At 40.8% G+C, this 15342-nt stretch carries 8 protein-coding genes and 1 tRNA gene; 2 read left to right on the top strand and 7 right to left on the bottom strand.

The annotated features are described in order from the left end of the window. Positions 1-368 precede the first annotated feature (368 nt). From CH362_RS15975 to coaE, 7 genes are all read right to left on the bottom strand, one after another. Positions 369-450, bottom strand: a tRNA-Leu gene (locus tag CH362_RS15975). A gap of 78 nt (positions 451-528) precedes the next feature. Continuing rightward, on the bottom strand, positions 529-2100 hold the full coding sequence (locus CH362_RS15970) for a methyl-accepting chemotaxis protein (RefSeq protein ID WP_100711325.1): 1572 nt from the start codon (positions 2098-2100) through the stop codon (positions 529-531). Between the two features lie 145 nt (positions 2101-2245). Further along, complete coding sequence (locus CH362_RS15965; RefSeq protein WP_100711324.1) at positions 2246-3064, bottom strand: CPBP family intramembrane glutamic endopeptidase; 819 nt, start codon at positions 3062-3064, stop codon at positions 2246-2248. 31 nt (positions 3065-3095) lie between these two features. Further along, positions 3096-3779 (bottom strand): hypothetical protein, encoded by a 684-nt coding sequence (locus CH362_RS15960; RefSeq protein ID WP_100711323.1) that lies wholly within the window; start codon positions 3777-3779, stop codon positions 3096-3098. A gap of 96 nt (positions 3780-3875) precedes the next feature. Next, positions 3876-4526: an FFLEELY motif protein gene (locus tag CH362_RS15955; protein ID WP_100711402.1), complete on the bottom strand. Its 651-nt coding sequence runs from the start codon at positions 4524-4526 to the stop codon at positions 3876-3878. Positions 4527-4612: 86 nt separating this feature from the next. Then, the gene (locus CH362_RS15950) at positions 4613-5278 is read right to left on the bottom strand and encodes an SPOR domain-containing protein (RefSeq protein WP_100711322.1); all 666 of its coding nucleotides are present in this window, start codon (positions 5276-5278) and stop codon (positions 4613-4615) included. Next, positions 5275-5901 carry a dephospho-CoA kinase gene (gene coaE, locus CH362_RS15945; protein WP_100711321.1) on the bottom strand — a complete coding sequence of 209 codons (627 nt, stop codon included), beginning with the start codon at positions 5899-5901 and terminating at the stop codon, positions 5275-5277. The genes CH362_RS15950 and coaE overlap by 4 nt, the downstream gene beginning before the upstream one ends. 615 nt (positions 5902-6516) lie before the next feature. Here coaE and CH362_RS15940 point away from each other — a divergent pair. Beyond that, a complete protein-coding gene (locus CH362_RS15940; RefSeq protein WP_100711320.1) occupies positions 6517-10860 on the top strand; it encodes an LIC12048 family lipoprotein in 4344 nt (1447 codons plus the stop codon). Between the two features lie 10 nt (positions 10861-10870). Next, entirely contained in the window at positions 10871-15316 is a 4446-nt protein-coding gene (locus CH362_RS15935) for an LIC12048 family lipoprotein (protein ID WP_100711319.1), read from the top strand. Positions 15317-15342: the final 26 nt, after the last annotated feature.

Raw genomic sequence — 15342 nt, 5'->3', positions numbered from 1 at the left:
TTATAATGTTTAATATGGATTCCCTGTTCCGTTTTGCAAATAAGGAATCCCCACCCTTCCTGGGCGGGGGCCGGTGCGGTGGTTTCGTGTTTTAGCGAAAACCTCGTATCACAGTTTTGGATTTTTGGCAAACAGATTTACTGGAATCTTTTGTAGGAATTCCAACATGAGGGGACTCGCCGTTACGCACTTTGCCTTCCTGGCAAAGTTGGCTCCACGGCGTCTTTTTCGCGCCCTTCGCCATCCGTGGCTCGGGACGAGTTTGCTTACGCTCCCTATGGGTCGCTGCAAACTCTTTCGCTCAAAAGCTTCGAGTCCCTAAGACTTGTTTAACTAGAATGTTTGATTGTTTTGAAGAGGAAAGCTTTTGCGAGTGGAGGGACTCGAACCCCCACACATTACTGCACCAGAACCTAAATCTGGCGTGTCTACCAATTTCACCACACTCGCGACGGGTTACGAAAGTCAGTTTTTCAACGGATGTCGGGAAGTCAAGAATATTGAACTTCTAAAAAACCGCTGGCAACCTTACTGAACTACCAGCCTTTTAGATTGCTCCGAAAGTTCCTCTAAGCTGGCTCTCATTCTATTAGAACCTTCCGAAATTATATTCGAAGATTGTTCAATAGAAGAAAGAGCTTGGACCACTTCTTTAGTTCCGTTCTTCTGCTCGCTCGCGATGGATTCAATCTGTCTGGATAGATCAAATAATTCTCGGAAAGATTTTAAGAAGGACTCATGGATTTTTCCTTGGTTTTCTACCCTAGATCTCAATTGGTTCAGGTTATCTACTACCGAAGTAAATCCGGATTCTTGCACCGAAACTTTTCGTTTTGTTTCTTCTGCTGCAGTGTTTCCGTTTGTGATCAGTTTTGCTGCTTCTCCAATAATTTTGGAGATTGTGGCTGCGTTTTCGGAAGCGCTATCAGCAAGTTTCGCAACTTCTTGTGCCACTACTGCGAATCCTTTTCCGTGTTCCCCGGCTCTTGCTGCCTCGATAGAAGCGTTTAATGCAAGTAAGTTGGTTCTGTCCGCGATCTCTCTCATGATATCGTTTACATCTTGGACTTTCTGGAAGGATTTACTTACTTCTCCGAAATTATTTCCTAATACTTCCATTGCTCCAGAAACATCTTTGCTATAAACCTTAGATTCTTCTGTTGTTTTGGAGAGAGAGTCAGTGGAAATTCTTACTTCTTTTAAAATTGAATTTAAGGTATCACTCTCTTTGTTTAATTCTTCTATCTTACCAAACTGAGCTTTTACGAATTCCGCCGCACTGTCTGTGGATGCTGCTAATTCTTCCAAGGAAGCACTGATCTGTTCCATACTGGAAACCTGGCTTTGGATCTCAGAGTTCAGAGTATCCATCTCAGTTTTCATTTCTGAAGTATTTTTGTTAAGTGTAGAAGCTTCGCTAGTAATTCTATTTTTGGCCTTCTCCGCTTCTTCACTTTTAGCTTCTGCTTCGACAGTTGACTTGATCGCCACATCTGAAACCGAAACTAAAAATTTTACTACGGAAGTTAGGATATGAATTCCTAAAACGAAAAATACGAATCGTATGATCTCGAAAAATACGGAGATCTCCGTGGCCTTATCCGTATTATATTTGAATTCCACTCCATTCAACCATGCAAAATAATCCATGGAGAATGTTCCGATCAATGCTAGATACCCGACCATCAAAGTGGTTTTAGGGGAAAGAAGAAGTCCAGAATAGATCATCACAAAAAAGTATAACATGATGAAGAATGGCATCTTCAATGTTCCGACCATTGCTTCCGCATTCGCAGCAAAAATGGTCACTGTGATGAAAATGAGTGAATACATTAAAATATCTAAGAATACACAGAGAGTAACAAAAGAGCTCTTGAGTTTTCCTTTTTTGAGTAAAAAGATCTGAGCGATTCCGTAACCGAAAATAGTGAGTTCTATTAAGAAGTTTATGAGTGTACTTGTTTGAGAACTGGAGCCTTGAGAGAATAAAGCCAGAACGTTTACAAAAAGCATCACTATAGAAAATCCGATTCGGATCCTATTGATGCTAATCGCTCCCTTTTCTGAAAAATTTGTAGTTTGGACGGAGTTTTCCACCATTGTTTGTTTGCCTTTCTAATTCTAACGGAGTGACCCGAATATACGAATGGCCGAGATGGTTCGGCCAATACTCTTCGACTTCTAAAAACGAAAAAACTACACAGTTGTAATCCGAATAGGAAAAATGAGTCTTCGGATTGTTAGCTTATGCGGTTTTTTCGTTACGACTTCTAAATAAAAAGAATGTTAAAGATAGTCCAAAACACGTAATCAGTAAGCCCAAAAGGTCTAGCCAAACAGGTTGAAGAACCTGAATTTTTCCAGCAATCGGTGCCGAAAAACCTGGGATCTCGAGTTGCAGCCCGTGCAGAACGATAAGCGGGATCCCATTAAAGACTGCATGGACTATAATTGAATTCCAGATCGAATCTGTTTTATAAACCACCCAAGCCATATAGATCCCAAGAATACTGGATCCTATAAATTGCCATGGATTTAAATGTATTAGCCCGAATAAGAAAGAAGAGAGAAGAAAAGAAGAAGATACAGAAAAGTGTTTTAAAAATCTATCTAAGATCACTCCTCTGAACATAAGTTCTTCTGTGAGTGGAGCTACAACTGAAAGTAAGATCGCAGATAAAAATATATTCTCCCCATCGAACAGTCCTTGGAATAAGTTTATGATAAAGTCCGGCTTAGGGACTAACATAGAAAACAAATTATCCACTTCAGAAAGAAGAAACGAGAACCCAATCGCAGTGATTGCAAAACTGAGACTCTCTAAAACTTTTGGAGACCGGAATCTTAAAACTTCAGAATATTCTTTTCCGGAAATTTTAAGTCCGATCCAAATTGCGAATCCAAATGAAAGAGAGTTCCCTATTGCAGTGATAACTTTTGCATCTAAATTCAATTTTGTTACGGATTGAAGGATCGCAAACGCGATCCCAATTCCAAGACCCGTAACTATCACTAAAAAGCAAAGACCGAATGCTCCTAAGAATGAATGAGTTTTATTTTGCACAGTTTAAAAATTTACCTAATGAGATCTGGACTTAAGCTGGTAATCTTTTGCCGTCTAACCAGCCTGCCACCCAAGCAAGCACCGCATAACCTACTAGTCCTTGGATTCCCAATTCTGGAATACTAACTGGAGGAGGGAAGAATGGGGTAGCAATCGCTAAAACCAAAAGTATTCCACCAAAGATCTGCATTCCATATTTACCACCGAATGTAGGACCAGGTTTAGTCGCTCTAAAATATAAGATCAAACCGATTAGAGTAAGAGTTACTTCTGTTGCTATTGAAAGAGTTCTATTATGCCAGAGGCCGAATCCTATTTTAGGACCTGAATCAAATAGAATCGGTAAATCCTGCGTATGCATAGGAAGATCCAGGAAATAATGAGAAAGAACAGTCAAACCAATGAGTCCTGAAATTTTGTTCTTTAAAGAATCTGAATATGGTTTGGATCTTAAAAAAACGAATTTAAATATCAGAAAACATAAGATCGACCAGCCGATCCCACCCACTAAACTATGAGTGATTGGCATATAATAAAGATCAAAATTATTTACTTCGGTAAATCCCGGAACGAATCTGACACCTTCGATCCCGAATAAGATAAAGATCATAAACAGAATATCTACGAACTGAACTCCCACAAAACTCGCCCAAAGAGGAGTTTTAGGTTCCGCTTTTTTAGAAGCGAAAGAAACGCTATAATGTCCTATAAACATGAGTTTGCCCCAAGGCCAAAAATTCGGCCGGAGCAAAGGATTTAGGAAATCTAAAAAAAGGCAAGAGGGAATCCAAAAAGGAGTTCTTTGGAAAAATTAAAATTGGATAGGCTCGTGTTTTTCGCCGTTGATCAGTTTGCCTAAAAGTCTGTTTTCTCTATCTATAAATGAATCAATGAATGGTTGTAAATCTTTGATCTTTGAAGAAAGATTATAACCTGCTTCCATAGTATCCACTAAAGAAGTCGCCCCTACCATAGATGCCGCAACTTTGATCGGCGCCATAATGAGTTTTACCATAGGAAGTTTGGAAAGGGAGAAGAAGAACTTTAGAGTGTCTCCCACCATGCTGATCTGAGCTCTTCTATCATCGAATCTGCCGGTCGCACCCAAAGCTGCATAAAGGCTTTCTTGAGGAATTTCTCCATTCTCCATCAGATTGTTTTCGATCACTACTTTTGCAGTATCAAAATCCAAAGAGTCAGTGAGTTTGTTTAGTAGAATAATCTGATGGATATTATCGGTCATGGACTTACCCGCGACCGTTTTTAATTTTTCGTATAAACTTTCGAGTGCATTGTCTCTTTCTTCCTTATTGGTAGGAGCATAGAGATTGTTTTCGAAAAAGGAGGGAATCCCATCGTATCCCTTAATCGATGTTAAAAGATCCGAATATGTATGACGCAATCTTTCGATTGTGGATCTGACAACGGCAAGACGAACTGGTTCGAGTTCTTTCAGATCCATTTCTGTTAACAACGAACTTGGGGTTTCACGGTTCCTAGGTCAATTGAAAAAATGCAGAAGTTCAACTAGAGGAATATCTAAAAAAATTATTCCTTAGAGACCAAAGCGTTTTCTTTCAAGTTACCTGGAAGTTTTTTCATAGATTTTTCAGCGTCATCTTTGGACGGAAAATTTCCCATGCGGACAGTAAAATAGCCATTTTTAGTTTTTTTCACGTAGGACTTCCCACCTAAAGACGACTTGAGTTCATCTGCCTTTTCTTTGGTCTTAAACGCCGCTACTTGAACGAAAAAATCATTATCGGCCTTGTGTACCGCCGCCTTACGAGGAGAAGTATGAACGGATTTTTTAGATTCCTTTTCTTTCCGAACTAATTTTTTTTCAGGATGAGAAGAAGATGGAGCTTCTACTTCAATCTTAGATGGTTCTTCTTTTTTTGCAGGAGAAATATCGGATCTTAGATCCACAACTTCTGCACCAGGAGGAAGATTTCTGAATTTAACTTCTTCTTCTTTTTTAATATTAGAAGTAGCTGATGATTCTTCTATCGCTTGGTTCACAGCGGAAGAAGATAAGGATTGTATATTATCTCTATTGGAGTTCAGAGCCAGGTCGTCTTGCACTTGGCCTCTCTTTCTACCTACGGAAACTCCTAAGAAGAAGAATGAAAAAAGAAGTCCCACTAAAAATAGAGAGAGTAGGGAGATCCTTTTATTGTCCAGATTGATGACGTAGAAAATTTTTTCCTTCATTTCATTCTTCCTTTTAACTCAGCGTACAAATATTCGCATTCTTTACGAAGGTCCTGCAAATCCCCTGTGTTCTTAATGGAATAGTCGGCCTTCTTCGCTTTTTCCTGAAGTGAAAGCTGGCTTTTTGCCCTGGCTTCCGCTTCTTCTCTGCTAATCCCGTCCCTTTTTACTGTCCTTTCTAAGGAAACTTCAGGGTCTGAGATCACACAGACTGTAGTATCACAAAGTGTATAAGAGTCCGTTTCGAATAGAAGTGGGACTTCCCACAGCACCAGGCTCGCTTCTTTCAAGCTGCCCAGAACTTCCAAAAACTCCTTACGTATCCTCGGATGTGTTAAAGAGTTTAGGATCTTTAGTTTTTCGGGATTACCGAACACTAACTTTGCGATCCTTTTTCGATCTATTTTATCAGACTCATCCAGAATTTCTGGACCCAAGGAATCTATCAGTTCCTTAGAGATCGGGCTGTCTGGGTCCGTATATTTACGGGCAATTTCGTCAGCGCTGATCCTTACTCCGCCCAACTCTTCTAAGATCCGAGCCGCGGTGGATTTACCTCCACCGATCATCCCAGTGATCCCGACAAGAAAAGCCCTGTCAGTTCTAAGAGAGGACCGAGTCATTGGGAAAGATTATATGAAAAGGCTTTTTAGTACAAGCTTTTTATAGTAATAAAAGGGAGGAATATCCTTCGCAATGTATGGGCCATTGCAGATTTAAATAAAGAAACAAAGGTATGTATACTTTGATTTCCCTGCTAACCGAGATTACATCGGTCATTTTATAAATAATTAATTTCTAAAATATTGAATTTATATATTATAAAAATTGCAAGTTCCTTCTTTTGGTGAAAAATCTTCCGTAAAAATATCCCATATTAGGATACTGTAAAGTATCCGTTATGGGATACACGTTTAAGAAAACGCGTTACCCCATTTGAGAGAAAGAGTTCCCAAAATTTTTTCTGTTAGCTTCGTTTCATCGCGATAACTGTTTATATTCTCTACATTTCCAAAAATTTTTTTAAGTTTCACACAAAAAATTAGACAAAAATGGGAACTTTTTTGAAACGTCCTTCCAAACGTCCGAGTTGTGTTTCGATTTAAAGGTGAATCAGGCATAACTGTGAGTAGAAATTTGAACTTAGTCAAAAAAGTCGACTCACGTCGAAAAATTTGTCCGGGATGTTTTGTATTTTGTATTGGGTTCTTTAAGTGATAGGGCCGGGGGTTCGTTCGATGTACGATTTGATCGTCAGGATTGTTGTTAGGAAATTTATATTAGCTTCGGTTGCATTTACCTTTGCAGGTTGTTTAAGTGATCTAGGTTTTGGGAACGGGAACGTAGATTTAACAAAAGCAACTTGGCTTGTTGCTGAAAAGGTTCCATTAATTCGCGATAAAGGCGGCCTTCCTGGTTTGCCGACACCTCCTATCGTTCCTATAGATAATCTTTTCAGCCTTCCTCCGGGAACTAAGGTAAGCGTAAAAGCATTAGGTGGAGCAATCGATCCCACAGGAACAAATATCCTAAACGATTTCGATGGTGATGGGATCCAGAATGCAAATGAAACGACGACTAACGTATGGGTGGCCGATTACCCGATGATCGACACTATCATTGCTCCGCCGGTAACGATGAAGATAGCGATCGAATTAAATTCAAGCCAACAGGCAGACGAAATTATAAGTGAGATCGGATCCCAAGATTTTGCCTCTACCCGAAATGAAGGTTCTGAGAAAATTCATCAGAACGAACTGAACTTAAAGACCGTTCAGTTCCAGGATACTTACTCTGATTCTATATCATTGAATTCCGCTAGTTCATTCTCGGAAAGTATGGGCGCTAAATGGCAAGGAACAGGAGCTAACTACGGGACAAGCTCCTCTAAGAACTGGGGAGTTACCGCATCCACTTCGAAGACATTAACTAAATGGGCAGATAAACCTTTTGTAAATAATCTAGATAGAGAAGCTTGGAGCGTTAAAGCAAATTCTTCTAGCGATAAAGCGATGAAGTATCGTAGAGATAAAGCTGCGAAAGTAAGTACTACTTCTAAGGTAAATCCAAATGCAGGTTATGTAAGAGCTGCGTTATATATTGAAAACCAAACAGTAAATATGCCGGTTAAAATTAAGAACATTCTTTGTTCTCTAATGTTTGAAACGGGAGAAGGAGATCTAATTCCAATTCAAAGTTTCAGACTTTTGAATTCTGATTTTAGTCCTTTTGAAGTTTCGGTGTATGGGGGAACTAAGTTTGGACCCTATGTGATCGAGTTAAGCACGCTAAACACGGCCGAGGTAGAGAAGGCGATTGCATCTGGATACACTCCAAAGATCTATATCGTAGATTATGAAATGACACATGTTCCTGATTCGAATTACCGCTCTTCTCTTTTGAATTTTACAGGGGATAACTTAAAGATCGTCGAAGAAAACTCAAAGGCAAGAACTGCGCTTGTGAAAATTTTCGGACCGGGCTTTAGAGAAATGTATAGAGTAGCTGCCTTTGATGCAGGTGTGGCTGATGTGGATTTATGCAATACAACTTCCGTTTCCACGAATTTATCTCCCGGAATCACTTTGCGAAATGCTTTAAAAAGAATCGAATGTTCTGGATTAGAAATAACGTATGAAAACGTCGCCGTTGATATGCAAGAGGTTGCACCAAAATTAAATTCATCCCGGATCTTTGCTAGTTCGATCAAGTCGATTGGAGGGATCAAGAATACTGTTCCTTGTGAGCCTGGAGATTTAGAATATACCGGATCGGATGGTGTAAAAAGAAAAGCCTGCATCCAAAAACCGATTAGCGCTTGGACTGAAGAAGAGAAAAATAACGCAGGCTTCTGGGTTGTATTCTCAAAAGGTAAGTATTACAATTTCACTGAATATGTATTATTTGGAAGTAATAAAGAGACTGCTATTTTCGATCCCGCAAGTCCAAGACCGGCTTCCGTCCTAAAAGGAATCGATTCAATGATTTGGGCAGGAGATACGATTGAGATCGTATATATCTCCATGCGCGATTACGGAGCGAAGCTGCGTGATTTCGGAACAAATCCTCTGGTCACCAATCTTCCATTCAAATTGAATACAGCATGGGATCTCGCATCTTTAGGAGATCACACTTATTATCCGAATACTAACTCTGTTTACTTGGGAGCAGTAGGATTTGGTGAACAGATTGAATTAACAATCAAGTTAGACAAAACTCAATACTTGAATCCAAGTTTTGGGGTTCCGTCTTCAACTAGTCCTCTTCAATACTTTACGGATTTCTCATATAACAGGATAACTTCTTCTCTTCTCTTTGAAAGGACCGAGATGGCTGATTTTGAGATCAGTATGGGCTTCGGGGCTCAAAGAACAGATTGGATGCATATCGAAAAGGATTTAGGAAGTTCCGATCCTTACAAGCTCCAATCATGCGGTGTGACCTTTAGTCATGCAACTCAGACTTTGAAACTTTGCGTGAAGCTTCCTACCCAGCACGATGTTTTGGATGTAGAGACATCCGTTGTAGAATTATATATCCGACCTGCCTTAAATAACGCGTACCGTAGAACGGTCTGGCCTTTGGCTTATTCTAAGGTAGGAAAGATGCGTGGAACTTTGGCCGATGCAATAGTGGGCGCTAATAACTCACTGACGATTCGAGTGATGAAGCCATATGGATTGATAGAGAAAAATGATGTATTACAGATCGGTAATAATCCTCAGACATTCTCTGTAGTTAATTTTTCTACGACCCCAGACACTGATGGAGGGGTTTCGATTCAGCTCGATCAACCGGTCACCTTCTCGGCTGATAAAACAACTACTGTCATTACGCAGAGTGGCCTTACACAAGCGGATGTCAAGATCACGCAAGACACTGGGTTTATTGCAAAGTGGAACTTGGAAACGACCAATCCAACTTCTTACACGACAGCACAAAATTTACCGTTCCGCGCTAATTCATCCGTTAGTTGTACAACGGAAGCCAAACATCCTCTTGGGTGTTTGGGATTTTATCCTGATTTCAATGCGATCAATTGGATGGGAAATTATAATCAGGGAGTCGCTCTTTGGAGTTCTTGGGCGGACGGAGGTGACTTTGACGGTTTTCTATCGAATGGATTATTCGGCCTTGCTACTAGCAATAGTCTCGTCTATCGATTGGAAGCAGGGGCTTCTGACTATATTGTCGGAGAACATACCGGCTCTAATCCTTTGAGTAATCCACAAACTGTGACTTACAATGATTATACCTTAGTCATTTGGAAAAAAGATGGGGATATCTGGGGAAGAATGTATACCACTTCAACCCAGCAACCTTTAGCTGCTCAATTCGATATGAATTCTGCAAGCATGAATATCGGTACCAATGGCAAGTTCGTAGCGAAAGTGAATGAAAATGGTAAAGTAATTTTGGTGTGGGAGAATGGAAACGATATCTTCGTAAACTTCTGGAATATGACTACAGCTACACCGACCAAAATTGGTACTGATTCTAAAGTGGTCACTCGACCATATGAAGTAGGCGGGTTGTTTATAGATGCTGCGATCGGAACGAGTCGAGCGGTTGTTGTATACAACCAAAGTTACGTAACTCAAGTATTAGATTATATAGCTATATGGACAAGACACGATGCAGTAGCTCGAGTTTATGATGCAACGACTGGTAATCCGGTAGCTGCAACTTTCATTTATGCTTATAGAGAGGACGCAGCTGGCAGAGGGAAGATGGTTGTTGCGGCGAGTGCTACCGGCAATTACGCCTTGCTTTCAGGTTATGCTACATTTGATGCTTATGGAGTTGCTTATCATCAGGCTTACAATCTTTCTACACCTGCGAATGTTGGTAGTCTTAACACCGTAAATGATGTAGGAGGTTATACAAATTCGATCCGATCCGTTGCCTATTCTGTGGGTGGAACCAATCCATACGCTATGACCTTGTGGAGAACCAATAGCGGTTTCTTGAATGGGGCAGGTGTGAATCTGACGACAGGGGCATTAGTAAAACCTGCCTTCCGGGTGGATCCGAATACCGTCACAAACTCTTGGAATGTATCTGCAAATCAGAATCAGGGATTAGTTCTCTATTCGACGATAGCGGATAACGCAATGCGTATGAAAGTTTTGTCTTTGTCAGATGGACAGTTGGCTTATAATACTTCTCTCGTTTTAAATTCGAATTCTTCCGCAACAGGTCGTAATGCAGGTTCTGCGGTTTTGAATGGTAAAAATGCGTTAGCTACTTGGGAACATGTTGAGGGGGCTAAATCTACCATCCGTGGAAGGGTGGCTATCCTTGATGATAGCACGGTCGACAAATTCTTTTTGAAAGGGAGTGGTGAGTTCTTCTTGAGCACTCTCAATCAGGGAGCTCAAACAGGTGCGGTTGTCTCTACATTACAAAATTCGAATTTTGCAATGGCTTTCTGGCTTTCTCAGGATGCTCTCCAGCCGAGGATCCGTGGTTTTAATGTCAATCTTCTAAATCCAGGAACTTTGCAATACGGTTTGAATAACTTCTTCGTTTCACCTCTTATCGAGCGTGATTATACGATCATATCGAAGATTAAATTCTAAGGAAAGGGATATGAGAAATATTATATTAGGTAGAAATCATATGAATAGCAGAGCACTTTTCTTAGGTTTAGATTCTTTGTTTCGCGGATCCTTTTGGATTGTAGTCTTATCATTATCCTTATTTGGATCTTGTGCATTTTTTGGGGACGAAAATGGAGATGTGGATCTTTCTACTGCAATCAAGCTGACTGCTGAGAGAGTTCCCCTCATAAAAGACCCGAAGCCTCCTGCACCGAATCAACTCTTCAATTTTGCTCCTGGGACAGAGGTCAAAGCTGCTGCTTTGGGTGGAGCTATCGATCCCACTGGGACGAATATAGTAAACGATTTCGACGGGGATGGGATTTTAAATGCCAATGAAACAACAACTAACGTTTGGGTAGCCGATTATCCGCAAGTGAATACGATTATCGCTCCTCCTGTCACTATGAAGATCGAGATTCTTTATAGTTCTGAGCAAAAGAGTGATGAGATCATAAGCGAGATCAGTTCCCAGGACTTTGAATCTACTCGAAACCAAGGATCTGAAAATATTCACCAGAACGAGATAAGTCTTAGAACTGTGCAATATGAGGATACTTACGGAAGTTCCCTGACGGTAGGGATAGGCGGCGGTTCGGGTGTAGATGGTGGGGTTACTGTTGGCGATGGGGTTAGTAATGCTGTCAATAACTACGTTACTGGTAAGACTACTAACAGTAAGAATGAAGGTACTGGAGTTAATTACAGCAATAATTCCACTAAAAGTTGGGGAGGAACTTACTCCACAAATAAAACAGTGACCAAATGGGCAGATAAACCATTTAAAAATAATTTGGATCGAGAAGGGTGGAACGTAAAGGCAAGTTCCAGCACTGATAAGGCTAGAAAATTCCGCAGGGAAAAATCCGAGAAGATTAACGAAACATCTAAGGTAGATCCGAATGCAGGCTATGTAAGAGCAGCTCTATATATCGAAAACCAATCGGTAAATATGCCGGTCAAGTTGAAAAACATTCTTTGCTCGTTGATGTTTGAATCTGCACAAGGGGATTTAATTCCAATTCAAAGCTTTCGTTTACGTAACGCCGATTATAGTTTATTCGAAGTATCTGTTTATGGTGGAACCAAGTTTGGACCGTATGTAATCGAACTTGATGGATTGAATACTGCTGAGGTTCAAAGAGCGATTGCTTCCGGATATACTCCTAAGATTTATATTGTAGATTACGATATGGCACATGTTCCGGATTCGAATTATAAATCCATGTTGGTTAATTTTAGTGGCGATAACCTAAAGATCGTTGAGGAGAATGCGAAAGCTAGAACTGCATTAATTAAGATCTTCGGACCTGGATTTAGAGAAATGTACCGAGTGGCTGCTTTCGATGCAGTCGGTGCAGATAACGATCCATGTAAGGCTAAAACTGCCACATCATTGGTTCCTGGAATTACTCTTAGAAAGGCTCTCGACCGGATTGCCTGTTCTGGTATCTCTATCGAGTATGAAAATACGATTGTCAATTTTGAGGAGATGGCTCCAAAAATTGATAAGGCAAGAATTTTCAGCAGCGGTATTAAAAGTATAGGAGGAACTGCTCGATCTGTTCCTTGCACTCCAAGAGCCAATATTGTTGGATCAGATGGTACTTCTCGTTCTGCTTGTGAACAAGATCCGCTAAGTGCCTGGGACGAAAAGGATCCAACTGCTAAGGAAAATGCAGGTTTCTGGGTCGTATTCTCAAAAGGTAAATACTATAACTTTACTGAATATGTAATGCAAGGTCAGGATCCGAACAAGGTTGCAGTAACCTTCGATCCTAGTTCTCCAAAACCAGCTCAGGTTTTGAAAGGAATCGATTCTACAATTTGGGCCGGAGATCAAATAGATATAGTTTATATTTCTTTAAAGGATTACGGGGCGAAGATCAAGGATTTCGGAACAACTCCTCTTGTTACCAATATTCCTTTTACAATGAATACCACTTGGGATAAATTCCAACTGGGAGATACTCCATATTATCCTACCAAGAATTCTAAATATCTAGGTGCAGTTGGATTTGGAGAGAGAGTGAGCGTCCAAATCAAACTAGACCAAACTCGTTATTTGAATCCGAATTTCGGAACTCCAGACATTGGAGGAAGTTTTCAATACTTTAAAGATTTCTCTTACGATATGAAACGATCTGTGACCAAAGATCTGTATGAATACAGTCAGATTGCAGACTTTGAGGTCAGTATGGGATTCGGCGGTCAACGAACTGATTGGCTGCATATCGAAAAGGATATTAACACAACTGGGGATCCGTACAAGCTCCAGTCCTGTGGTGTAAACTTTGTTTTAGTTACTCAAACTTTAACCTTATGCCTCCAGCTTCCTAGCAAACATTTGACATTAGATCCTGATAATACTGTAATCGAGCTCTATCTAAGGCCTGCATATAATAATGCGTATCGCCAAAGCGTTTGGCCATTGCATTTTTCCCAAGTGTCCAAGATGAGAGGGCAATTAGCCACCAGCATAGAAGAGGGACAAAATACAATCCGTATATATAATGCTGGAGGCAGGATCGATCAGGGAGACCTGTTGTCCATCGGAGATAAAGCGGATATATTTACGATTTCTGCTACTCCGGACCCAGCTGACTCGAGTGGAGTTACCACAATTACTCTTAGTAATCCTACCACGTTTAAGGCAGACAAAACGACCTTAGTATCGACTAAGGGAAGCTTAGTAGCTCCGGATGTTAAGATTCTACAAGATACCGGGTTTGTTTCTCAATGGAATACCGATTATCTCGTAAGTTTCGTACCGACAGCTTTTATGACGGCACAAAATCTAGACTTTTTAAGCTCTGGTTCAGTGGATTGTGTTGCAAAACCAAAACATCCTGCGAGCTGTTTAGGACTTCGTCCGGATTATAACGCAGTAAATTGGATCGGTAATTATAACCGAGGGGTTGCTGCTTGGAGTTCTTGGGCAGATGGGGGAGATTTTAGTAATTTCTTAGCGAATGGCTTATTGTCTCTGAATAATAGTTTAGGTAAATTGTATCAATTACTACCTGGATCCTCAGATGTTCAAGTTAGTCAGCATGCCTCTGGCACCTCAGCTTTAACTGGACTCGTAACTGTTTCCAGTGGAGACTACGCTTTAGCAATTTGGAAAAGAGACACGAATCTTTACGGTAGATTTTATCGACTTTCGACTCAGCTTGAAGTTGGGATTATGGGAACACCTTCGACTACATTGGGAACACCGTTAAACACTACTGCTGTTTCTGGATCTTTTACCGCCAAAGCAAATGAAAATGGTAAGGTGATTATTTGCTGGGAAAACGGTAACGATATATGGGTCAATTTCTATGATTTGGGTACTCAAACTAAATTATATGCTGATGCTAAAGCTATGACCCGGGCAAGTGGAGCCACGAATTTTAGCGCCGCGATCGGGACTACTCACGCAATTGTGGCCTGGGACAATGTAGTTCCGAATGGTCTTGTGTATGACGATTATATCGATACGCGAATATACAATCTCAGCACTGGTGCAGGTGTAAACTTGTTCGGAGTTGCACATTACACCCCGAATTGGATCAATACGAATCGCCAACCTTATTACGTTGCAATTGCTGCAACCGGTAATCGGGCTTTTCTCACCTATTTTATGAATTCAGGTGACTCAGGCACTTCTACTATAAATGCCGATGCAACAGTGATAGATATGCCTACAGCCGCCAAAGTGGGAAGTAATATTGCTTTGGTTCGACAAACAATAAATAAAGGAGGATCGGTTTCCGGATACTCGGTAGGGATGACTGGGAATAAAGGAGTATTTGTATATAGGATGCCTAACGCAAGTATCTACGCGAGGGGAGTTAATTTAGATACTCAGGCCCTCCTTGGCACAGCGCCATTCGTTGTAGATTCAAACGTTTCTCTTACTTCTCCGTTTAAACTTACCGTTTCACAAGATCCTGGTTTGGTTTTATATAGCTCTGCCACAAATGATGTGCGCCTAAGAGTCCTGTCCATGGCGAATGGCCAATTGTTGTATAACAACCATGTGGTGTTAAGCAATGCGTTACCTGCTACTGCTCGTAACGTAGCCGCCCCTGTGGTTGGGAGCACTGGTATAATATTCGCTGCTTGGGAACATGCAGAAGGAACTGGTAGAACGATTAGAGGCAGATTGGCTTTATTGGGCTCTAATTCTTTTTCAGCCATAGGCAACGGAGAATTTTTCCTGAGCACGACAAATGCTGGGATCCAAACGACACCTTCCGTTGAGATAGGAAGTTCTACTGTTAATGGGGTAGCGTTCTGGACAGCTCCTAATGAGACTCCTTTGCCATTGATCCGAAGATATGCAGTTAATCTGCAGAATCCAGGTGCTTTACAGTATGGTCTGAATAATTTCTTCGTCGCTCCATTGATCGAAAGAGATTATACGATCACTACACAAATCAAATATTGATCAAAAAAGATTCAGATACGTATTCA

It is taken from the genome of Leptospira saintgironsiae (assembly GCF_002811765.1).
Taxonomy (GTDB): domain Bacteria; phylum Spirochaetota; class Leptospiria; order Leptospirales; family Leptospiraceae; genus Leptospira_B; species Leptospira_B saintgironsiae.
Note: the sequence above shows the minus strand (reverse complement) of the source record. Positions and strands in the feature narration are given on the sequence as shown.

Bases quoted from the DNA above. Each gene is read 5' to 3' on its own strand.
- CH362_RS15970 (WP_100711325.1), bottom strand. From the start codon at position 2,100: ATGGTGGAAAACTCCGTCCAAACTACAAATTTTTCAGAAAAGGGAGCG.
- CH362_RS15960 (WP_100711323.1), bottom strand. From the start codon at position 3,779: ATGTTTATAGGACATTATAGCGTTTCTTTCGCTTCTAAAAAAGCGGAA.
- CH362_RS15955 (WP_100711402.1), bottom strand. From the start codon at position 4,526: ATGGATCTGAAAGAACTCGAACCAGTTCGTCTTGCCGTTGTCAGATCC.
- CH362_RS15950 (WP_100711322.1), bottom strand. From the start codon at position 5,278: ATGAAGGAAAAAATTTTCTACGTCATCAATCTGGACAATAAAAGGATC.
- coaE (WP_100711321.1), bottom strand. From the start codon at position 5,901: ATGACTCGGTCCTCTCTTAGAACTGACAGGGCTTTTCTTGTCGGGATC.
- CH362_RS15940 (WP_100711320.1), top strand. From the start codon at position 6,517: ATGTACGATTTGATCGTCAGGATTGTTGTTAGGAAATTTATATTAGCT.
- CH362_RS15935 (WP_100711319.1), top strand. From the start codon at position 10,871: ATGAGAAATATTATATTAGGTAGAAATCATATGAATAGCAGAGCACTT.